Consider the following 21,414-nt stretch of genomic DNA (forward strand, 5'->3'; position numbering starts at 1 on the left):
AAGTGTTTGCAAGGAACATATGAAAAAAGGCCTAACTGTACTCAATTGTCCGCATGTGCTCCTCATTAATAAATATGAATGTCGCAAATGCTGTTTTTGTAAACAACGAGCATCATATAAACTTTTTTATTCCTTGCCTTACTATGATCGTTCTGAAAAGAAACGGATGGAAAAAATATGAGAATAGAACTCCTTCATTTCCTGAAGGAGTTCTTTCCCTTGAAAGAGAAGAAAGGAGACTCACATGAAAGACGATGTGTTTTATATGAAACTGGCGATTGCCAACGCCAAAGCAATGAAAGGGCAAACCTCCCCAAACCCGCTTGTCGGTGCCGTCATTGTACAGCAAGGTGAAATTGTTGGAATGGGTGCTCATATGAAGGCGGGCGAACCTCATGCTGAAATCCATGCACTGCAAATGGCAGGAGAAAAGGCAAAGGGAGCTCATCTGTATGTCACGCTCGAACCTTGTTCACATCATGGGAAGACGGGTCCTTGCACAGAAGCGATTATCAAAAGTGGTGTGAAACGAGTAGTCATTGCGACCCAAGACCCGAATCCGCTTGTAGCAGGCAAGGGAATGACCATGTTGAAACAAGCCGGGATCGAAGTAGAAGAAGGAATATGTAAACAGGAGGCAGAGCGCTTAAACGTGCCTTTTTTTCATTTCATTCAATCAAACCTTCCTTATGTCATATTAAAATCAGCGATTTCAATAGATGGGAAAATTGCAACGGCTGATCAAGAAAGCAAATGGATCACTGGAACAGAAGCGAGAACAGAAGTGCAGCAATTGCGCCAAGAAGCAGATGCTGTGATAACTGGTGTCGAAACGATTATTCAAGATGATGCGGGTCTTATTGTGAAAGATTCAATCATGACCCAGCCCATTCGTGTCATTTTAGATTCCACATTAAGGATTCCGCTTCATGCGAAATGTTTAACAGATCGTATGGCGGAAACCATTATTTGCACCTCGCATATGTATGATCAGAAAAAGTATGAACAGCTTATAGACAAAGGGCATCAAATTTATGTCACAAGCGGAGAGCGGCGGACGGATATTCACGAAGTGTTACGCATGCTGAAGGAACGTTCTGTCATGTCAGTTCTTGTTGAAGCAGGAGGGAATGTGAGTGCTTCCTTTTTAGAAGCATCACTTGTCAATGAAGCTGTCATTTATATGGCACCTTTATTAATCGGAGGCAAGAGTGCGCCTACTTTTTTTGAAGGAGATGGGGTAAAAAAACTAAAAGAGGCGATTCGTCCAGCAGATGTTAAATATAGTATGGTAGGAAAAGATATCAAAATAACAATGAAATTTCAATAAATAGAAGACCTTGTGCATCGAGCGCGAGGTCTTTTCAATATTTTTAATAAAAATAAAAATGTACATACACCTTTCCAAGGAACGATGAATACGATGGATGGGGGTGATTCCATGAGAAGATGTAGACAATGCGGAAAGACATATCCAACTCATTCGACAGACCACTACCAAAAAGGAAGCTGGTATGATGCGTATAAGGATGATGGCTGGGAATGTGATAGTTGTAAGAAAGGAAGATCAGGTAAGCCAGGAAAATCAGTGAAAAATCCTTGCTGCGGAAAAGATCCTTGTGTTTGTGTGATTCAAGGTCCGCCAGGCGGGAGAGGAAGAAGAGGCCCAGCAGGTCCAGCAGGTCCGGCGGGTGCAGTAGGTCCAGCGGGTCCAGCAGGCCCGGCAGGAGCAACCGGAGCCACAGGAGCCACAGGAGCCACAGGCGTAGGTTTAACTGGTATTGTGGCATTTGATCCAGCGGTAGCACCTACGTATCCAGTAGGTCAAGTCGTGACATTCGATGGAAGTACGTATGTAGTGAATACAGCGTCGCCTACAGGTACGCCAGGTACATCACCAGATTATACATTGTTAGCAGCTGCTGGTGAAACTGGTGCCACAGGAGCCACGGGAGCAACAGGTACAGGTGCCACCGGAGCCACCGGAGCTACAGGAGATACAGGCGCCACCGGAGCAACAGGAGCCACGGGAGCAACGGGTACCGGAGCGACTGGTGCCACAGGAGATACAGGAGCAACCGGAGTTACAGGCGCCACCGGAGCAACAGGAGCCACGGGAGCAACGGGTACCGGAGTGACTGGTGCAACAGGAGATACAGGTGCCACAGGAGATACAGGCGCCACCGGAGTTACAGGCGCCACCGGAGCAACAGGAGCCACGGGAGCAACAGGTACCGGAGTGACTGGTGCAACAGGAGATACAGGTGCTACTGGAGTTACAGGAGCCACGGGAGCAACAGGTACCGGAGTGACTGGTGCCACAGGAGATACAGGTGCTACTGGAGTTACAGGCGCCACCGGAGCAACAGGAGCCACGGGAGCAACAGGTACCGGAGCGACTGGTGTCACAGGAGATACAGGTGCTACTGGAGTTACAGGCGCCACCGGAGCAACAGGCGCCACGGGAGCAACAGGTACCGGAGCCACAGGAGATACAGGTGCTACTGGAGTAACCGGAGCCACAGGAGATACAGGTGCCACCGGCGTCACAGGAGCGACCGGAGCCACAGGCGCCACAGGAGATACAGGTGCCACCGGCGTCACAGGAGCGACCGGAGCCACAGGAGATACAGGCGCTACCGGAGTTACAGGTGCCACAGGAGATACAGGTGCAACTGGCGCCACGGGAGCAACTGGGGTAACGGGTGATACAGGCGCTACCGGAGTTACCGGCGCCACCGGAGCAACTGGAGTAACGGGTGATACGGGAGCAACCGGCGTAGGGTTAACCGGCATTCTGGCATTTGACCCAGCAGCTGCTCCAACCTATCCAGTAGGTCAAGTCGTGACATTTGAAGGTGGAACCTATGTTGTGAATACAGCACCACCAACAGGTACACCAGATACGTCACCAGACTATACGTTATTGGCAGCCGCAGGTGTTACCGGCGCAACAGGAGATACAGGAGCAACCGGCGCGACCGGTGCAACAGGAGATGCAGGAGCAACCGGCGTCACAGGAGCGACCGGAGCAACAGGAGATACAGGAGCAACCGGCGCGACCGGTGCAACAGGAGATACAGGAGCAACCGGAGCGACCGGAGTAACAGGAGATACAGGAGCAACAGGAGTTACAGGAGTTACAGGAGCAACCGGAGTAACAGGAGATGCAGGTGCGACCGGAGTAACCGGAGCAACTGGAGCAACAGGAGTTACAGGAGCAACCGGAGTAACAGGAGATACAGGTGCGACCGGAGTAACCGGAGCAACAGGAGCCACCGGCGCCACAGGTCCAACAGGTGTGACAGGATCGAGTGCAATTATTCCATTTGCATCTGGTACGCCAGCTGTTGTAACCACAATCGCAGGCGGTCTCGTTGGAACATCTAGCTTGGTCGGATTCGGTAACTCAGCAACAGGTGTCAGTATTGTAGGCGGAATCATTGATTTAACCGGGGCAGCAGGAACATTACTAAACATGGCGTTTTCAGTGCCGAGAGATGGAACCATTACGTCATTTGCTGGCTATTTTAGTACGACAGCCGCGCTTTCTTTAGTTGGCACGAGTATTACTGTAACAGCTAGTCTGTTTGCTTCACCGACACCAGATAACAGTTTCACGCAAGTAGCGAGCGTCACATTGGCTCCAGCGTTAACCGGTATTTTAACGATAGGTGCTATTTCAAACGGCATTGCTACTGGTTTGAACGTACCAGTCACACCAGAAACAAGATTGCTCGTTGTCTTCTCTGCAACAGCTACAGGTCTATCATTAGTGAATACCGTAGCAGGCTATGCGAGTGCTGGTTTATCAATCACGTAATGAACACATTGGGATGACTCAATCATGAGTCGTCCTTTTTTGTATGGAATGAATTTTCTCTTAACTTAGTGAGAAAAAGTGATATGATTTTCTTAGAGTCTATTCGGGTGAATCTACTGAATTAGGGGTTGTGGCGGTGAGGATGGGCAAAAGGAAAGTCACTTTACAAACAAAAATTTTTGGGTTAATTATTGGTCTTTTACTTGTTGTTATTGCCTTATTGACCATTTGTTTTGGTTTTTTGCAGACATCAGAAAGGCAGAGCCAAGCTGAACAGCTGGCGGTGCAAACTGCTAGAACGATTTCATATATGCCGCCTATTAAAACATCAGTGGCTACAGGAGATTCCCAAAACGAAGAGCAGGCTGTACTTGAGCAAATGAAGGAGCAAGTAAGAGCGCATGCCATTTTTATCACCAATCAAAAAGGAAAGGTTCTTTTTCATACAAATCATGAGGATGTAGGGAAAACCATCAGTGTGTCGGAAGGAAGAAGTACCCTGCTATTTGGAGGAACCTCCATATCAACGGGTGATTCTGATGGTGAAACCGTTGTCAGAGGCAGTGCCCCAATTATGAAAGAAACAGGCAGTCATGAAGAAATTATTGGGACAGTCAGCGTCGAATTTTTAAAAAGAGATATCGACCAAGCGACAGCCCATCAACTATTCAAATTAAGTTATATTGCCCTTCTTGTTTTGCTGCCTGGGGTTTTTGGCGCCATTTTTTTAACAAGGAGTATTCGAAAAGATATATTAGGGCTTGAACCGCATGAAATTGCCTCATTATATCGAGAAAGAGAAGCGATGCTGCACGCGATTAAAGAGGGAATCATTGCATTTGACCGTAAAGGTGCAATTACAATGATGAATACGTCAGCTGAACAGATGCTGCGGGTCTCTTCAACGCTGCCTCTTCATATTGATCAAGTGTTGCCAAATGCCAATCTTCTATCCTATCTAAAGGTAGAGACGATTGAACCTAACATAGAATCAGTCGTCAATGATAAAACCTTTGTGTTAAATGTCAAAAAAGTGGTGCAGGACAATCGAGTATTTGGAGGAATTGTGAGCTTCAGGGAGAAGACCGAGCTGACGAAGCTCCTGGATACATTGACAGAGGTAAGCCAATATTCAGAAGACCTTAGAGCGCAAACACACGAATTTTCGAATAAGCTGTACGCTATTTTGGGCTTGCTTGAGTTACAGCAAGTGGATGAAGCCATTGACTTAATTAAAGAAGAATATACTCTTCAAAATCGCCAGCATGATTTACTCATGAAGCAAATTCGCTCTCCGAAGATACAAGCCATTTTACTTGGGAAGTTAGGAAAGGCATCTGAGAAAAAAGTTCATTTTCACATTGATGAAAATAGTTCATTGGAGCCGCTCCCAGTCCATATGAGTTTATCTCACTTTATCACCATCATTGGCAATCTCGTAGACAATGCGTTTGAGGCCGTATTGAATCAGGAGAAAAGAGACGTAAGCCTGTTCATCACAGATATTGGATTTGATATTATCATAGAGGTGTCTGATTCAGGAGATGGTGTCAATGAAGGAGCCATTTCACAACTTTTCACAAGAGGACATTCATCAAAGGGAGAAGGGCGAGGCTATGGACTTGCCAATGTCAAAGAAGTGCTGGAGGAACTTGGGGGCTGGATTGAAGTTGCGAACCAAAAAGAAGGCGGTGCCATCTTCACTGTTTACATACCGAAAGGCACAAAGGGGGAATAGGTTGTGATGAAGGTACTCATTGCGGAGGATGATTTTCGAATTGCTGCGATTCATGAATCTTATATACAAAAGGTACAAGGCTTTCAAGTTGCCGGAAAGGCAAAAAGTGCAAAGGATATGTGGGAGGCACTTCAAAAAGAACAGGTGGATCTTATTTTACTTGATGTGTATATGCCTGATGAGCTAGGCACGAACCTTTTGCCGCTTTTAAGAGAGCGCCATCCTGATGTGGATGTGATCATTATCACAGCTGCAACGGAAACGATGCTGCTAAGAGACGCGCTTCATTATGGAGTGGTTCATTATTTAATCAAACCGGTGACGGTCCAAAAATTCACTCAGGTTTTAACCGAATATAAAGAGAAGAAAGAGTTAATCAATTCAAAAGATGAAGTCAATCAAACGATGATTGATCTGTTTTTTGGTCAGATGCAGGAAGAATCGCAACAAAAGGATGACCGAGACTTGCCAACAGGTATTAATTCACTGACTTTGGACAAAGTGAAAACATTAATGGAGGAAGAGATTAGCGGAATTACAGCGGAAGAACTCGGAGAAAAAATGGGTGCATCACGTACAACAGCAAGACGATACGTAGAGTATCTTGTGACAACGGGAGAATGCCGGGCAGAGCTGGCATATGGAATCATTGGCAGACCAGAACGAAAATATTATCCTGCTAAAAAACAAGCGGAGTCATAAAAATGAAAAAAGGAATACTCCTTATCATCTTGGTCTGCCTTTGTACGACGCTCACCTTTAATGAAAAAACAGCAAGAGTTTCTTTCCTGGAGCACAGCCCGTTATACATTGTGGTATCAGGTGTACCCGACGGCGGATTTGACCAAACGGCCCAAGTGATGAAAACCGTGCTAGAACAAGAAAAACTGGTGAAGCAGCCTGTGAATATTCTTTATCAAAGAGGCGGAACGGTTGATAAAGGATGGACATATATGATGGAGCGAGATGCCAATTATATTAGTTTAAATTCAAGCCTATTATTAAGCCGTAATTTACTGGGTAGCAGTAACGTGACCATGAATGATGTCACCCCGCTCGCCATTCTTGCTGAAGAGTGGCAGGTCGTTGCAGTTCCTGTTGACTCTCCTTTCTCAAATGGGAAGGAGTTATTACATGCACTAAAGAAGAAACCGGATTCCTTAAAAATCGGGTTTGCCCCAGACTTTGGAAATGATGATCAAATCTCATTCGCACGGGCTGCCGAAATGGCAGGAATTGATCCATACCGCATTCAGTTTTTGAAATTTGACAGTGCAGATGATTTATTTCAAGCACTCATTGACCATGAAGTAGATGCGGCAACCACGACGATTACAGAGGTTCGTCATGATTATGAAAAGAAAAGACTGAAGCTTGTCGCGACCACAACGAATCAGCGCTTAGATGGATTCAAAGACGTTCCCACTTGGAAAGAGCAAGGGATTCCGCTTATCTTCTCTCATTGGCGTGGTGTGATGGGGCCAAAGCAAATGAATCAGCACGACATTCGAGAATGGGATCAGCTTCTTTATCAAATGACACAAACGAAGTCCTGGAAAAAGCAAATGAAGCAAAAAGGCTGGACAAGTCGTTATATGAACAACAAAGAGGCAAAGATCTTTATGGAAGATCAATTAAGGCGATATGAGCAGTTTATCCAAGGGGAACAAGCGGTCGAGTAAGACCGCTTTTTTTCATGGAATTCATCAAAATCAAGGTTTGAACAAAATGAACAAAAAGCATTTATCGCCCGAAAAAGAATTAAAATTCATAATATTTACTTCAATTCAGGCGTCAGATATCATGACAGAAAGGGTTGGAAATGGGATACCAACATTTAATGAAAGCGTATACAACATAAGGGGTGAACAAAGTGTTAGCAATCTTAGGATTTCTTATGATGGTTGTATTTATGGTTTTGATTATGACGAAACGTATGTCTGTTTTAACGGCATTGGTATTAACACCAATTGCATTTGCTCTTATTGCAGGTTTTCATTTTACTGAAATTTCTGACATGATTGTCAAAGGTGTACAGCAAGTCGCACCGACAGCGGTCATGATCATGTTTGCGATTTTGTACTTTGGCATTATGATTGATGCTGGTTTATTTGATCCGATGGTGGCGAAAATTTTAAACATTGTCAAAGGCGATCCTTTAAAAATTGTCGTTGGAACAGCTGTCCTGACCATGCTTGTTGCACTTGATGGTGATGGGACAACAACGTACATGATTACAACAACAGCGATGCTTCCATTATTTACGCTGCTTGGCATCCGTCCAATTATTTTAGCGGGGATTGCCGGAGTCGGCATGGGGATTATGAATACGATTCCATGGGGAGGAGCCACACCTAGAGCGGCAAGTGCACTTGGCGTTGATCCATCACTTTTATTTGGTCCGATGATTCCAGTCATTGGTGCAGGGGTTTTGAGCATGATTGTGGTGGCATACTTTCTTGGGAAGTCTGAAAGAAAGCGTCTTGGTGTCATTGAGCTCGAACAGCCGATTCATGCAAATGAAATGGCAGCGGCACTACAGGATGACATCAAGCGACCGAAACTTTGGTGGTTTAACCTAACGCTTACGTTGTTATTGGTACTCCTTCTCGTCTCAGGAAAAGTCAGCTTAACGGTCCTATTTGTTCTTGCCTTTTGTGTAGCAATTATCGTGAACTATCCGAACCTTGAACAGCAGCGTGAGCGGATTGCGGCTCATTCAACTAACGTCTTAGCGATTGCTTCCATGATCTTTGCGGCAGGGGTTTTTACAGGCATCTTAACTGGCACGAAAATGGTTGATGAAATGGCGATATCGATTGTTTCTGCCATTCCTGAGCAGCTTGGCGGCTTTATTCCAGTCATAGTGGCGTTAACGAGCGGGATATTTACGTTCTTTATGCCGAATGATGCATACTTTTACGGGGTCCTGCCGATCCTATCAGAAACAGCGGCAGCATATGGTGTTGATAAAATTGAAATCGCGAGAGCCTCTATTATTGGCCAGCCGATTCATATGTTAAGCCCACTTGTTCCATCCACTCATTTACTTATTGGACTTGTTGGTGTATCACTAGATCAGCATCAGAAGTTTGGGATGAAATGGGCTGTGCTTGCAGTTGTTGCCATGACGGTCATGTCGGTACTCATTGGGGCCATTTCCATTTGGTAAATAAAAGAGTGTCTGCTACGTGAGCAGGCACTTTTTTAGTTCATATTGCCGAGCAGGCTCGATTCATTTGCCCTATACAATAAGCATTCCTGTTCCTCCAAAAGATATATTTTTGAAAAATACTGACACTTTTACTGTTTTTTTCTTTATAATGCAAATCAACGAAGGGAGAGGATAGCATGTCCAAACGAAAAGGCACGATTCTTTTTTCTGCTATATGTCTCATAGCAGGAAGTTTGTCGATGGTGAGCCCAGCTTCAGCTCATGCAGATACCCCTTATTATGGAAAAAATTATGAACAGCCAGCCCCAGTGAAGAAGCTATACCCTGAGCCTGACGAGACGTTCGATACCCCCGCATTTCAGAAAAAAGGAGAAGCCTTCACCACACAAGAAGAGCTTCAACAATTCTTACGTGACATTGTCCGCAAAAGTCCTTATGCTTCGCAGAAACAGATTGGAACATCCATTGAAGGACGGTCCATTCCAGCCCTCTACTTTACAAAGGATCGTCATATTTCTCCACTTTCAAAAAAGCCAACGATCTGGCTTCAAGCACAAATACACGGAAATGAACCGGCCTCCGGTGAATCGGCTCTCGTCATCGCAAAACGATTAGCAGGTGATGAAGGAGAGCGTATACTCAGCCATGTCAACGTCATTATTGTCCCAAGAATCAACCCTGATGGTTCTTATGCGTTTGACCGCAGGCTTGCAAACGGAATGGATGGGAACCGTGATCATATGACATTAGAATCTCCAGAGCTGACAGCCCTGCATCAAGAATTTAATTGGTATGCACCAGAAGTGGTTATTGATGCCCACGAATACGATGTAGGACAAAAGCAGTTTGAGGATATCGGCTCAGCGGGTGCACTCAAATATCACGATTTATTGATCTTATCAGGGAAGAACTTGAATATTCCAGAAAGCATCCGGCTCACGTCAAATGAATTATACGTGAGCGGCGTCCGTGAAACGCTGACAAATCAAGGATTTTCAAATGATTTATATTATACAAGCACAAGAGGAAAGGATGGAAAGATCGATCTCTATGAAGGCGGAACGGATGCACGAATTGGCCGAAATGGCTTGGCGCTCTCGCCAGCACTATCCTTTCTTGTAGAAAGCAGAGGGATTGGAATTGGAAGAGAAGACTTTACCCGCCGCGTCGCAGCACAAGTCACCACTCATGAAAAAATCATTGAAACAACGGTGAAACATTCAAAGCAGGTGAAGCAGCAAATGGTGACGGAGCGTTTGAAGCTGGTGAAAAAAGGTCTCCAATCGAATGATGACGATCAAGTGGTCATTCAAGATGATTTCAAAGCGCCGGTGGAAGATTCGCTTGAAATGGTAGATATTGAAAAAGGACAGACCATCAATGTCCCTGTACGCTTTCACAGTGCGAGCGACGCTGTTCCTGTCATGTCGAGAGAGCGACCGACAGCCTATCTTGTTTTACCTGGGCATGAAGGGGTAGAACGGAAGCTGCAGACCTTAGGGTTAAAAAGTGTCACATTACCTGCCAGTGTAAAAGTACCGGTACAAGCCTATCAAGTAACAAAACGAGACGAAAAGAGTCAAACAGATATTCAGCTTGAAACAGAACTCATCCAAAAGAAACGTCAGCTGCCAAAAGGGACAAAGGTATATGTCACAGCGCAGCCGCAAACGAATTTGTTGTCACTTGCCCTTGAGCCAGAATCAAAAGACAGCTACATGTCATCTGGATTGATTGCTTCAAAAGTAGGCGATGAACTGCCAGTGTACCGGTTCTTGCTATCTAACAGGACGTTAGGCATAAAATAAAAAAGCGCTAAAATGATTTTAGCCCTCAACGTGTCCTATACTGCAAAGATTTTCTATCACGCTGAAAAAAAGACAAAGGGCTAAAATCAACATCAATTTAGCCCTTTGTCTACAATTTAGAAGCGGCACAGTGCGTGCTGCTTTTTTATTTTCGTCCTGCTCTTATTTCATCAGTCAAACCTTCATATGGTGCTTCGGCTATAATGGTTTCGTCATTTACACCTGCATGATGAATATACGTAATGTCCGCAAATTCTGGAACAACATATTTCGGATATGTTTCGTACTTTTCACGAGATTCTTTCATGAGATCGATGTAGTCATTTTGATAGCAAACGGTGATATCTGGACGTTCATGCACCCATTTTGGGAAGAAGATGACGCCATGCATGCGTTTTTCTTCAGGCATAAAGTTCAGAGAGACGTCTGTCCCAGTTGGTTCCGTCCAGGAAACTTTGTATACCCCTTTTGTCAGTTTCACAATATTCACTTCTTGATCACGAACCCAGCGGCCTCCAACCATTCCGCTATGAATGCGGTAATCAATGGTGTGATCATTTTTAATGTAAATCTCATATTCCCAGCCATTTTCATACGTATAAATCATATGAAGTCCAACGAATTGATCCATGTTTATTCCTTCTTTCATTAGAATGATGTTGTTTCAAACATGTCGTGATTTACATGTTTATTTTAAGGTCTATGGTATACTATTGTCAAAGAATAAGCGTTGGAGGCAGATCATGAGAGTTTTGAAATATGCCATTCTTGGCTTACTAGATCAGTGTGAGCTGACTGGATACGATATCACTAAGCATTTTAAGGATTCCCTTGGACAGTTTTGGAGTGCGAAACATAGCCAAATTTACCCTGAGCTGAAACGGCTCACAGAAGAAGGGTTTATTGAATTTGATGTTCGTATTCAAGGAAAGAAGCTGGAGAAGAAGGTCTATCAAATCACAGAGGCAGGGCAAGCAGCATTACATCAGTGGTTAAGGACAAAAGACCCGATCCCAGAAACAACAAAGGATGAATTCATGCTCAAAACATTTTTCATCTCCTCCATGGACAAAAAAGAAGCGACCGACCTGTTTACACATCAACTGCTAGAGCGCACGAAGAAAGTAGACATGCTAAAGCAGAAACTGCACGCGTTAATAGAGGATGATCCTGGTGCTGAATCGCTTCATTCAGCGCAATTTGGGCATTATTTAGTGCTGACAAGGGCAATTGAAAGGGAAAAAGGCTATGTCCGCTGGCTCGAGCAAACCCTTAAACGGATTAATTCATCCACGCTCTAAGGACAATGGTCGGATGATATGATAAAAAATGGTTTGAAACTAGTGAATTTATAAATAGAAACCGCTACAATGGATATATTCGTATTAAAGTGAGGCGAGTATGTTTGAATAATCAAGAAGCGTTGTGGAATGAAGCAGAAGCTTTTATTTCTGTATGCTATGAAGAATTGGGCAAGACAAATGAAGAGAAAGCAGCAAGGCTGCATGAAATAAAACAAGAAATTGACTCTAAAGGGACGTATACTCACACACAAGAGGAATTGGCGCACGGGGCGAAAATGGCATGGCGCAACAGCAACCGCTGTATTGGCCGTTTATTTTGGTCCACCCTGCATGTTCACGACTGCCGTCATGTGAAGACAGAAGAAGAGGTGAAAGAGGCACTCTTTCATCATATTGAGTATGCGACAAATGATGGGAAAATCAAACCATCCATTACGATCTTTCCTCCAGAAAATGATGCTCAAAAGGAAGTCATCATTTACAATCATCAGCTCGTTCGTTATGCAGGCTATGAGACAGAGTACGGCATCATCGGAGACGAGGCTTCTCTTGAATTAACAAAATTGTGTGAAGCCCATGGCTGGAAAGGGGAGGGCACGCATTTTGATATCCTGCCTCTCATGTTTCAGCTAAAGGATCAACCGCCAGTTCTGTATGAGCTTCCGAAGGAAATCGTTCAAGAAGTCGAGATCACCCATCCGGAATATGAAGGATTTCGTGATTTAGGACTGAAATGGTACGCCGTTCCGATTATTGCTGATATGAAATTGGAGATTGGCGGTATTCATTACAATGCAGCGCCGTTTAATGGCTGGTATATGGGCACAGAAATTGGCGCACGTAACTTAGCCGATGAAAATCGCTACAATATGCTGAAAAAAGTCGCTTCGATTTTAGGACTGGACACGACTAAGAATGCGTCGCTTTGGAAGGACAAAGCCATTGTGGAGTTGAATGTGGCGGTTCTTCATTCTTACAGGGAAGCAGGAGTGACCATTGTTGATCACCATACAGCAGCACATCAATTCAAGCAGTTCGAAAAGCAGGAAGAAAAGGCTGACCGTAAGCTGACTGGAGACTGGACTTGGCTGATTCCACCGGTCTCACCAGCTGCTACCCACATCTTCCACAAGCACTACGACAATACCATTGTGAAGCCGAATTATTTTTATCAGGAAAAGCCCTTTCATGGAACAGAAAAAGCCTAGCGAAAGCTAGGTTTTTTTTATGAAAACTTCATCCCTTGATACGAAAATCCTGATAATAAGCTAATTCAGTGAGCGGCTCCATCTGCATATCTGTGACCTTAGAAAAAGGGCTTCCTTTCCGGACAGTCTTTAAGAAATCAAGCACTTCCTGCTGCTCACCCTCTACCTTTAACTCTACATGCCCTTCATCTGTGTTGCGTACCCAGCCTTTTATCCCGCGATTGACGGCTTCTCCTTGTACAAAATAGCGAAAGCCGACTCCTTGCACCCGTCCTGTAACAATGGCATGATAATGAATCAATGTCATCTCTCCTTTTTTCTCATCGTACCATAGCATGTAACTGACCTTCACGCATCGACTATGATTTCATTGTCTAAAGATGTAAAATAATAGCCATGAGACAATCAAAGGAGATGGTCATCGTGGGACAGATGAAATACGACATAGTAGGAATCCAAGTAGGACAACCCATCACGACCTATGCAAACGGAAAAGAAATCAAAACAGCCATCAACAAAAAGCGAATACATGAGCCTGTCTATTTGAGTAAGGTCAATTTTGAGGGAGATGGTCAAGGTGATTTGGTTCATCATGGAGGATATGATAAAGCCGTCTGCGTCTTTCCATACGATCACTATGCTTATTTCGAGCAGTTTTTAGGAGTTCCGTTACAGGAAGCTGCCTTCGGTGAGAATGTGACTGTGCACCAACTAGTTGAAACAGAAGTGAGGATTGGCGATGTATTTCAGCTTGGAGAAGCACTTGTTGAAGTGAGTCAGCCAAGACAGCCATGTGTGAAACTATCTTTTAAGCATGGCAACATGAAGCTTGTAAAGGAAGTACAGCAAACGGGGTATACCGGCTTTTATTTACGGGTGCTGAAAGAAGGCTTAGTGCCTGATGATGCTTCTCTTGTATTAGTAGAAAAAGCATCTCATCACATTACAGTCCATGAAGTGAACGAGGTCAAATATCGTCAAACAAGTCCAGAGAGGTTGAAAGCCGTTCTTGAAGTAGATGCCTTAGCAGATGCCGTGAGGAAGTCTTTAGAAAAGCGAGTTCAGCCCATTTAAAAAAAGCCGTACATCAGCATAAGATGTACGGCTTTCACTGCTTATGAGCTAGGTTTCTTTTGCTCAAGAAGATTTGCAAGGAAATATGTTTTTAAGCTTTGAAGCTTTCTTCCTTCATGCTTGGTCACACCAAGCTTCTTTAATTCTTCGACATACCAGCCTTTGCTACCATAATGCATGATAGAAAACTCCTTTCAATTGAAACTGCCTGCATTGTAACATCTCAAAAAAGGACGTGAAAAGTGTGCAGGTATGAATAAATGAAAACTGATTCTATCTTCCTATGATCCATGTATATGCTGGAAATAATCATTTATGAATTTGGTGGGTTGAGGGTAACAATGATCATGCCGACCGTCATAATCATGATGACAATACCAAGGTAAGTCATCATGGATTGTTTTTTCTTAATACCTACAACCGTTAAGATAATACTTTCAATCAAAAAGATAACGCCGATGATGATGAACCACATATCAAATAAGACCCCTTTCGCATATCTTTGCCTATTTTACCACAGGCATTTTTGTTTAGTCGTGACAGATTCGTGAAAGGGAAATGAAAAATCCCCTCCAATGAAGAAGGGGATCAGCTTGCTTACAGCTTCGTTAATATAATTGGTTCGTCTTTTGTGATCACAATGGTATGTTCAATCTGTGCGACTAGGCTTTTATCTGGTGTTTTAAAGGTCCAGCCATCATCAGCCTGATAAATCGATTCAGCATTTGTAGAAATAAAAGGTTCAAAGGCAATCACGGTGCCATTCTTAAACAAAGCATTATCGAATGGATCATAATAGTTCAAAATATGGTTAGGTGCTTCATGTAGACTTTTCCCAATGCCATGTCCTGTCAGGTTTTTAATGACAGTAAATCCTTGTTCTTTTGCTGTATTGTAGACCGCACGGCCAATTTGGTTTTGTCTCTTGCCGGCTTTTGCATGCTTTAATCCTTCAAGGAATGCATCCTCTGCACACTGGCATAAAGCTTCAAGACGAGCATCACCTGTACCTAATACGAATGAAATACCAGTATCGGAATAATAGCCGTCCAGCTCTGCTGAAATATCAATATTGATGAGGTCGCCCTCTTGTAAAATGGTTTTTTCACTTGGAATACCGTGAGCAACTTCATCGTTCACGCTGATACAAGTCGTTCCAGGGAAGTCATATTCTTTTTCAGGTGCTGAGTTCGCCCCATGTTCTTCTAATATTTTTTTCCCAATCAAATCTAGTTCTTTTGTAGACATGCCTGGTTTCGCTTGGCTTTTCATTTCTTCTCTTGCCAAAGCGACAATTCGGCCGACTTTTTTTAAGGCTTCTAACTCATGATCATGTTTGACAATCACTGTTCATTCCCGCTTTCTATAACTTCATTCTATTCAATAGCTTACCACATTTCACGCCAAAAGAGTAAAGAGCGGAATTCAAATGAATGTGGACAAATTGGTATAGATAACTAGATGTGTATATGATATATTTTTTATGAACATCATGGACGTTTCGTCATGATGATGACAAAGGGGGAGAAAGCAAATGGTGTTTCAATTTCTTCAAAAGCTAGGCAAATCATTTATGCTTCCAATCGCTGTGCTTCCAGCAGCTGGAATTATTTTGGCTATTGGGCGGAAGGATGTATTTGATATCCCGTTTATTCATGCGGCGGGAAATTCCATTTTTGAAAACTTGGCTTTGATTTTTGCAATGGGGATAGCGATCGGTATTGCAAAGGATGGCAACGGGGCAGCGGCATTATCAGGAGCGATTGCTTATTTTATTTTATCAGCTGGTACAACATCGATTAATTCAACGAACAATATGGGGATATTTGGCGGTATTTTATGCGGCCTACTGGCAGGTTATGTGTACAATCGATTCAAGGATAAAAAACTACCCGAATATTTAGGGTTCTTTAGTGGAAGACGGCTTGTGCCTATAATGACTGCACTTTTCACCATTTTATTAGCAGCTATTTTCGGTTTTGTATGGCCTCCAATTCAAAGCGGGATCAATGGATTAGGGGAATGGATTTTAAGTCTTGGTGCAACGGGTGCAGGACTATTTGGTTTCTTTAACCGCTTGCTCATTCCTTTAGGACTTCATCATGTACTGAACAACTTATTTTGGTTTCAATTCGGGGAATTCAGCGGAGCAACAGGGGATTTAGCACGATTCTTTAAAGGAGATCCGAGTGCAGGTGTCTTTATGACTGGGTTTTTCCCAGTGATGATGTTCGGTCTGCCAGCGGCATGTCTAGCCATGGTTGTGACGGCAAAACCTGAAAAGCGAAAAGCAACCGCTGGTTTGATGATTGGGATGGCGCTGACGTCATTTATTACAGGCATCACTGAACCTATTGAATTCTCCTTTATGTTTTTATCTCCACTCTTATATGGTGTCCATGCTGTGCTGACAGGTCTCTCGCTCTTTATAGTGAATATCATAGGGATTCATAGCGGCTTCACCTTTTCGGCAGGAGCGATTGATTACATTTTAAGTTTTGGTATCGCCCAAAAACCACTCATGCTACTTGGAGTTGGCGTGCTTTATGGCATTTTGTACTTTGTTGTTTTCTATTTCCTCATTAAACTGTTAAAGCTTAAAACACCGGGCAGGGAAGATGATGAGATTGAAGATATTGCAGCCGATGATACGAAGACAGAAGGGGCAAGTATTCTTCTAGAGGGACTTGGCGGCAAAGACAATATCACTACGATTGATCATTGTGCCACTCGTCTACGTTTAACAGTAGAAGATACACAATTATTAAATGAAAGTACTTTGAAAAAAGCAGGTGCCAAAGGGGTACTGACTTCAGGAAAAAACTCCGTACAAATCATCATCGGAACGAATGTAGAATTTGTCGCAGATGATCTTCGCAAGGAAGTCGATCGGGATTAAAAAAAGCGTTCAGCCAGGTCAAATGGGCTGAACGTTTTTTTGTTTGCGCTGTTCGATGACGAGCACAATACTGATGACAACAAGTAAAAACCAAGAACTGATTTTCCCAAGATGGACGAGAGACCAAGCCTGCTGTTGATTTGGATACTGCCATGCCCCTAAAAAGGTGGTGACATTTTCGGCAATCCAAATAAAGAAACCAATCAGCAAGAATGAGACGACAAGCGGCATTCGAAAAGTAGAAGAACCAACCTGAAACGAGACGGACGTTTTTCGAAATACGACAACAAGCAGTAATGTCAGCCACCATCTCAGGTCATAGAACCAATGATGCGTAAAAAAATTGAGATAAATACACAAACTGATCCCGATCGAAAGAAACGGATGAGGCCATGAGCTAACCTGCACACGAAGCCGGGACAGTGCCTGATAAATATAGCTTGCTACACTTGCATACATAAATCCGCTATAGAGCGGAACCCCAAAGACCTTCGAATATGCTTCTTCAGGATAGGACCAAGAACCCATATGAACTTTATACATTTCTAAGCCAATACCTATCAGGTGAAATAGACAGATCACCTTCAATTCATTCAATGTCTCCAGCCGAAGCGTCAGCATGAGAATTTGAGCAAGAAGGCAAAGCAGTAGAATGAAATCATACCGGTGTAGATAAGGAATCGTCACCACCTTTGATAGAGCAAGCGCCGCAAAGATCATGACGGGGAATAGACACGACACCGCCTGTAAGTAAGCAAAATGGAATAATGTTTTCATACAAAATGAAACCTCTTTTCTTTGTCTGAAATGACTAAGACGGATTTAGCAAGGAAAAAGTTATCTCAACTAGATATTCATGAACAATTTGTGAATACATATGTGAAAAAGATCACAAATTAGTTTTAACGTAGTATAATAAGATCATAAAGAAAATGTGAAAAAATTCACATAAATTAAAGGGAGGCATCATCATGTTTACAAAATTCTTACAAACGAATGTATGGGCAGCGGTTATCCTTTTGGCAGCAAGACTTTATATCGGTTGGACTTGGCTCACATCTGGTATAGGAAAACTAACAGGCGGATTCGATGCATCAGGATATTTACAATTTGCGATAGCTGAACCTGTTGTCAAAGATGGACATCTCGTGTATCCGTTCTATGTATGGTTTTTAGAAAATGTCGCTTTGCCGAATGCTGGACTATTCAGTGCCATGGTCATGTGGGGAGAAATTTTAGTAGGTCTAGGATTAATTGTTGGATTATTCACAACAACGGCAGCCTTTTTCGGAAGCATGATGAATGTCTCTTTCTTACTAGCTGGTACCGTCTCTGTCAACCCGCTTCTTCTAGTCATTGCTATCGTCATCATGGCTGCGAAAGGAAATGCTGGCAAATTTGGACTTGATTATGTCGCAGGACCAGTCTTGAAACGAAAAATGAAAAGAAAGCCGCATTTAGAAGTGGCTTCATAATAAAGAAAAAGCATCCTCAGCTTCTGCTCAGGATGCTTTTTTTATTTAGGCATCAGCTTTCACCAGGTTAATATGCAGGACGGTGAGCTTCTGCTGATTTATATCTGGGTCATTTCCGGCGATAAATTCCAGCTCATAATCTCCAGTACGATATACGTATTTTTTCTCTTTTGTCTGTGGAATGGTGCTGACCGAATCCGCTTGTCCAAGTTGTTTCTTTAATAGGGAAGGGGTCATTCCGCCGATATTCGTTTCTTTTTCTACATTTGTACCGAAATAACGGATTTCGTCAATTTTGCCTTTTGCATCATAATGAAAAGCAAATCCCGGATTCCCCATTTCAGCATGATACAAATCAAAGCTGCTTTGACCTGTTTCTGGATAAGGATTTCCTAGTTTATGATGGACATCCTTCTTTGTTTGAACACCAATTTTAAGACCTTTTGCATAATACGGCATTTGTCCTTTATGTGCCAGTTCATAAATGCTATTTAATGCGGTATTCGGACCTTGAGGAACGGATTGTTTGATTTCTGTTTTGGTCATGGCGTGTGCTGAGACTGCAGGACTGAATCCAATGAGGGCGGACGTAGCAAGTGAAGCAGTCATAACAAAAGCGGTTGTTTTCTTCATGATAAAATCCCTCCTTCTTCTATCTATACCCGGTGCAATAGCAGTCAAACGTGAAAAGAACCAGCTGATCAGGGATCGGCTGGTTCTTAAAGTGAGAAAGTTATTTTGATGAAGAGCTGGATTCATCTTTGGCGGAAGAGGAATCTTCTTCATCCTGTACTTTCTTTGTATAGTCATATTGATTGCGGTCAATCGGTGTAAAGCCTTTAGGCTTGTAGAAACGGAGTAAATCTTCGGTGACAATCTTATCAGATGTCTCAAGCATCTTTTTCACCGTTTCATTTTCTTGTGATGCCTTATCAGTCGGCTCGATTTTCTCACCTGTTTTGTTGCTGTAATAGTTATTGCCTACTTTTGTGTAATCCTTAGAGACGAAGTCACCATTTCTAAATGGCACTAGCTCCTTGAAATTTTTCGATAAGATATCAGAACCAGACATTAAATAGTTCTTCGTATCATCGCCAAGCAGGTGCAGAAGGGTTGGTGCGACATCGACTTCACCAGAGTATTTATGAATCTGTCCGCCTTTTACGCCTGGTACATGAATAAAGAGCGGTACACGCATGAGCTGCGCATTTTCATAATCTCCGATTTTTTGTCCTGTCACTTTTTCCATCGCTTCATTGTGGTTTTCAGAAATGCCGTAATGGTCTCCGTACATAATGACGACTGTATTGTCATAGAGACCAGATTTTTTCAGGTCGTTGAAGAACTGTTCGATGGCTTCATCTAAATAATGAGCCGATTGGAAATAGTTGTCGACGACAGAGTCTCCGAAGTCGCCAGGTTCGAAATCGGTATCCCCTTCATCCATTCCAAATGGGAAATGGTTCGATAACGTAATGAATTTCGAATAAAACGGCTGCTTTAAGTTTTCAAGCATTGGCATAGATTCTTTGAAGAATGGTTTGTCTTTCAGCCCATAGTTCTTCGTATCTTGCTCATTCATATCGTAGTACTCAGAATCGTAAAATCTGTCATATCCAAATGACTTAAACATTTCATTACGGTTCCAGAAGGTTTTCGTATTGCCGTGGAATTCTGCTGACGTGTACTGATCCTTCTTCAGGATGCCAGGAATGGCTTGATACGTGTTTTGCGCTTTGTTAATAAAAACAGAGCCTTGTGATAATGGGAATAGCCCAGTATCCATCATAAATTCAGCATCAGACGTCTTTCCTTGTCCTGTTTGATGGAAGAAGTTATCAAAGTAAAACGTTTTGTTGTCGTGTGCCAATGAATTAAGGAAAGGCGTCACTTCTTTTCCGTTTACTTTGTAATCAATGACAAAGTTTTGCAGAGATTCAAGAGAAATCGTAATCACGTTCATGCCTTTCGCTTTCCCGTAATAAGCCGGGTTAGGATCAGCGTTGTTCGCTTTTAAATAGTTCTCTACATCTGTCACGTCACTTGAATTTGCCAGAGCACGCTGGCTGTTTGATTTCACATTTTGAATGGCATCAAACACAGTAAAGTTATAAGCACCTAAATATTTCACTAAATAATTGCGGTCAAACGATCTTGATAAAAGCTCTGGACGATCAATCTCTGCAGCGACTAAATTCATCACAAAGATGACAACAGAGGACACAAGGACGAGTCTAAACGATTTTGACTTTTGAACAGGTACAGTAGCTGTACTTGTTTGCTGCTTTTTCATGCGGACTGCGAGTACGATCAAAATGATGGTATCCATAAAGTAAAACATATCAGTCCAACGCATGAGTGAAAATGCACTATCACCTAATTGTCCGCCATTCGTTCCTGCCTGCATCACGGTAGGCAGCGTGATAAAGTCATTGAAGAATCGATAGTACACGATGTTTGCGTATAGTAAAAAAGACATGAAAAAATGAATCACAATGATAGCGGCAGGCTGCCATTTTTTCTTGAACAATAAAGCAAAGCCAAGAAAGAACAAGCTGGAGCTAATAGGATTCACGAAAAGCAAAATATGCTGAAGCACATTTGATATACCAAGTTTAAATTCAATTAAATAGGCTGAATACGTTTTGAGCCAAAGTAAGATGGCTGCAATAACAAAGAAGCCGAGGCCTCGTTTTTGAATAAATGTTTTCATAAAAACACTCCTTTTCTCCGATACACGGAAGAGGCGGAACGAAAGAAAACGAACCATTAGAATATACCATGAAATGATCAAATAGAAAAGTGATAACCGGCGAAGAGTGTCTAGCAGCTCGTCCCCGCCATAAAAGGGGAGAAAACGAAAATTTTCGCTCTTCGAAAAACTTTTTGTGAAATTCATCCTATTATTAA

20 protein-coding genes are annotated in these 21,414 nt (G+C 42.9%); 12 read left to right on the plus strand and 8 right to left on the minus strand.

Translation table 11 applies throughout. From position 1 onward, the window contains the following. Nucleotides 1-244 precede the first annotated feature (244 nt). The 7 genes from ribD to SB660_RS12000 all read left to right on the plus strand — a co-directional run bounded on the left by ribD (nucleotide 245) and on the right by SB660_RS12000 (nucleotide 10,544). A complete protein-coding gene (gene ribD / locus SB660_RS11970) occupies nucleotides 245-1,330 on the plus strand; it encodes a bifunctional diaminohydroxyphosphoribosylaminopyrimidine deaminase/5-amino-6-(5-phosphoribosylamino)uracil reductase RibD (RefSeq protein ID WP_410582712.1) in 1,086 nt (361 codons plus the stop codon). A 111-nt stretch (nucleotides 1,331-1,441) separates the two neighbouring features. Then, nucleotides 1,442-3,823 (plus strand): exosporium glycoprotein BclB-related protein, encoded by a 2,382-nt coding sequence (locus SB660_RS11975; protein ID WP_410582714.1) that lies wholly within the window; start codon nucleotides 1,442-1,444, stop codon nucleotides 3,821-3,823. Nucleotides 3,824-3,965: 142 nt separating this feature from the next. Then, the gene (locus tag SB660_RS11980; protein ID WP_180310826.1) at nucleotides 3,966-5,561 is read left to right on the plus strand and encodes an ATP-binding protein; all 1,596 of its coding nucleotides are present in this window, start codon (nucleotides 3,966-3,968) and stop codon (nucleotides 5,559-5,561) included. A 3-nt stretch (nucleotides 5,562-5,564) separates the two neighbouring features. Beyond that, on the plus strand, nucleotides 5,565-6,263 hold the full coding sequence (locus tag SB660_RS11985; RefSeq protein WP_180309407.1) for a response regulator: 699 nt from the start codon (nucleotides 5,565-5,567) through the stop codon (nucleotides 6,261-6,263). A gap of 2 nt (nucleotides 6,264-6,265) precedes the next feature. After that, a complete protein-coding gene (locus SB660_RS11990) occupies nucleotides 6,266-7,243 on the plus strand; it encodes a tripartite tricarboxylate transporter substrate-binding protein (RefSeq protein ID WP_410582717.1) in 978 nt (325 codons plus the stop codon). A gap of 191 nt (nucleotides 7,244-7,434) precedes the next feature. Next, nucleotides 7,435-8,733, plus strand: coding sequence for an Mg(2+)/citrate complex secondary transporter CitM (gene citM / locus SB660_RS11995; protein WP_410582719.1), 1,299 nt, complete (start codon nucleotides 7,435-7,437; stop codon nucleotides 8,731-8,733). A 179-nt stretch (nucleotides 8,734-8,912) separates the two neighbouring features. Continuing rightward, complete coding sequence (locus SB660_RS12000; RefSeq protein ID WP_410582721.1) at nucleotides 8,913-10,544, plus strand: M14 family metallopeptidase; 1,632 nt, start codon at nucleotides 8,913-8,915, stop codon at nucleotides 10,542-10,544. 145 nt (nucleotides 10,545-10,689) lie between these two features. Here the strand turns inward: SB660_RS12000 and SB660_RS12005 are convergent, their stop codons facing one another. Continuing rightward, entirely contained in the window at nucleotides 10,690-11,175 is a 486-nt protein-coding gene (locus SB660_RS12005) for a phenolic acid decarboxylase (RefSeq protein ID WP_025206914.1), read from the minus strand. A gap of 112 nt (nucleotides 11,176-11,287) precedes the next feature. Between SB660_RS12005 and SB660_RS12010 the strand changes: the two genes are divergently transcribed. Together SB660_RS12010 and SB660_RS12015 are read left to right on the plus strand one after the other, a co-directional pair. Beyond that, entirely contained in the window at nucleotides 11,288-11,845 is a 558-nt protein-coding gene (locus SB660_RS12010) for a PadR family transcriptional regulator (RefSeq protein ID WP_410582723.1), read from the plus strand. Nucleotides 11,846-11,949: 104 nt separating this feature from the next. Further along, nucleotides 11,950-13,056, plus strand: coding sequence for a nitric oxide synthase oxygenase (locus tag SB660_RS12015; protein ID WP_410582725.1), 1,107 nt, complete (start codon nucleotides 11,950-11,952; stop codon nucleotides 13,054-13,056). A 28-nt stretch (nucleotides 13,057-13,084) separates the two neighbouring features. Here SB660_RS12015 and SB660_RS12020 read toward each other — a convergent pair whose 3' ends face one another. After that, nucleotides 13,085-13,357: an acylphosphatase gene (locus SB660_RS12020; protein WP_169057323.1), complete on the minus strand. Its 273-nt coding sequence runs from the start codon at nucleotides 13,355-13,357 to the stop codon at nucleotides 13,085-13,087. Nucleotides 13,358-13,479: 122 nt separating this feature from the next. Between SB660_RS12020 and SB660_RS12025 the strand changes: the two genes are divergently transcribed. Next, nucleotides 13,480-14,130 (plus strand): MOSC domain-containing protein, encoded by a 651-nt coding sequence (locus SB660_RS12025; RefSeq protein ID WP_410582727.1) that lies wholly within the window; start codon nucleotides 13,480-13,482, stop codon nucleotides 14,128-14,130. 41 nt (nucleotides 14,131-14,171) lie between these two features. Here SB660_RS12025 and SB660_RS12030 read toward each other — a convergent pair whose 3' ends face one another. From SB660_RS12030 to map, 3 genes are all read right to left on the minus strand, one after another. Further along, entirely contained in the window at nucleotides 14,172-14,309 is a 138-nt protein-coding gene (locus tag SB660_RS12030; RefSeq protein ID WP_003214303.1) for a YflJ family protein, read from the minus strand. Between the two features lie 134 nt (nucleotides 14,310-14,443). After that, complete coding sequence (locus SB660_RS12035) at nucleotides 14,444-14,605, minus strand: hypothetical protein (protein WP_003214360.1); 162 nt, start codon at nucleotides 14,603-14,605, stop codon at nucleotides 14,444-14,446. A 122-nt stretch (nucleotides 14,606-14,727) separates the two neighbouring features. Continuing rightward, the gene (map, locus tag SB660_RS12040; RefSeq protein ID WP_008341769.1) at nucleotides 14,728-15,477 is read right to left on the minus strand and encodes a type I methionyl aminopeptidase; all 750 of its coding nucleotides are present in this window, start codon (nucleotides 15,475-15,477) and stop codon (nucleotides 14,728-14,730) included. A 187-nt stretch (nucleotides 15,478-15,664) separates the two neighbouring features. Between map and nagE the strand changes: the two genes are divergently transcribed. Then, nucleotides 15,665-17,029: an N-acetylglucosamine-specific PTS transporter subunit IIBC gene (gene nagE / locus SB660_RS12045; RefSeq protein ID WP_410582730.1), complete on the plus strand. Its 1,365-nt coding sequence runs from the start codon at nucleotides 15,665-15,667 to the stop codon at nucleotides 17,027-17,029. An 18-nt stretch (nucleotides 17,030-17,047) separates the two neighbouring features. Here the strand turns inward: nagE and SB660_RS12050 are convergent, their stop codons facing one another. Then, a complete protein-coding gene (locus SB660_RS12050) occupies nucleotides 17,048-17,806 on the minus strand; it encodes a DUF817 domain-containing protein (RefSeq protein WP_410582732.1) in 759 nt (252 codons plus the stop codon). Between the two features lie 194 nt (nucleotides 17,807-18,000). Here SB660_RS12050 and SB660_RS12055 point away from each other — a divergent pair, with 194 nt between their 5' ends. Then, nucleotides 18,001-18,504 (plus strand): DoxX family protein, encoded by a 504-nt coding sequence (locus tag SB660_RS12055; RefSeq protein WP_061407092.1) that lies wholly within the window; start codon nucleotides 18,001-18,003, stop codon nucleotides 18,502-18,504. A gap of 45 nt (nucleotides 18,505-18,549) precedes the next feature. On the opposite strand, the gene SB660_RS12060 is transcribed toward SB660_RS12055, so the two are convergent. Further along, on the minus strand, nucleotides 18,550-19,137 hold the full coding sequence (locus SB660_RS12060; protein WP_410582734.1) for a YjgB family protein: 588 nt from the start codon (nucleotides 19,135-19,137) through the stop codon (nucleotides 18,550-18,552). Nucleotides 19,138-19,237: 100 nt separating this feature from the next. Next, nucleotides 19,238-21,217 (minus strand): lipoteichoic acid synthase, encoded by a 1,980-nt coding sequence (gene ltaS / locus SB660_RS12065; protein ID WP_410582736.1) that lies wholly within the window; start codon nucleotides 21,215-21,217, stop codon nucleotides 19,238-19,240. Nucleotides 21,218-21,414 lie beyond the last annotated feature (197 nt).

Source organism: Bacillus sp. SIMBA_005 (assembly GCF_046535585.1).
Taxonomy (GTDB): Bacteria; Bacillota; Bacilli; order Bacillales; family Bacillaceae; genus Bacillus; species Bacillus pumilus.

What these genes read in the sequence shown, in the direction of transcription:
- ltaS (WP_410582736.1), bottom strand. Translation starts at nt 21,217, where the DNA reads ATGAAAACATTTATTCAAAAACGAGGCCTCGGCTTCTTTGTTATTGCA.
- SB660_RS12030 (WP_003214303.1), bottom strand. Translation starts at nt 14,309, where the DNA reads ATGCATTATGGTAGCAAAGGCTGGTATGTCGAAGAATTAAAGAAGCTT.
- SB660_RS11990 (WP_410582717.1), top strand. Translation starts at nt 6,266, where the DNA reads ATGAAAAAAGGAATACTCCTTATCATCTTGGTCTGCCTTTGTACGACG.
- SB660_RS11980 (WP_180310826.1), top strand. Translation starts at nt 3,966, where the DNA reads ATGGGCAAAAGGAAAGTCACTTTACAAACAAAAATTTTTGGGTTAATT.
- SB660_RS12005 (WP_025206914.1), bottom strand. Translation starts at nt 11,175, where the DNA reads ATGGATCAATTCGTTGGACTTCATATGATTTATACGTATGAAAATGGC.
- SB660_RS12050 (WP_410582732.1), bottom strand. Translation starts at nt 17,806, where the DNA reads ATGAAAACATTATTCCATTTTGCTTACTTACAGGCGGTGTCGTGTCTA.
- nagE (WP_410582730.1), top strand. Translation starts at nt 15,665, where the DNA reads ATGGTGTTTCAATTTCTTCAAAAGCTAGGCAAATCATTTATGCTTCCA.
- SB660_RS12010 (WP_410582723.1), top strand. Translation starts at nt 11,288, where the DNA reads ATGAGAGTTTTGAAATATGCCATTCTTGGCTTACTAGATCAGTGTGAG.
- SB660_RS12055 (WP_061407092.1), top strand. Translation starts at nt 18,001, where the DNA reads ATGTTTACAAAATTCTTACAAACGAATGTATGGGCAGCGGTTATCCTT.
- SB660_RS12000 (WP_410582721.1), top strand. Translation starts at nt 8,913, where the DNA reads ATGTCCAAACGAAAAGGCACGATTCTTTTTTCTGCTATATGTCTCATA.
- ribD (WP_410582712.1), top strand. Translation starts at nt 245, where the DNA reads ATGAAAGACGATGTGTTTTATATGAAACTGGCGATTGCCAACGCCAAA.
- SB660_RS12060 (WP_410582734.1), bottom strand. Translation starts at nt 19,137, where the DNA reads ATGAAGAAAACAACCGCTTTTGTTATGACTGCTTCACTTGCTACGTCC.
- SB660_RS11975 (WP_410582714.1), top strand. Translation starts at nt 1,442, where the DNA reads ATGAGAAGATGTAGACAATGCGGAAAGACATATCCAACTCATTCGACA.
- SB660_RS12035 (WP_003214360.1), bottom strand. Translation starts at nt 14,605, where the DNA reads ATGTGGTTCATCATCATCGGCGTTATCTTTTTGATTGAAAGTATTATC.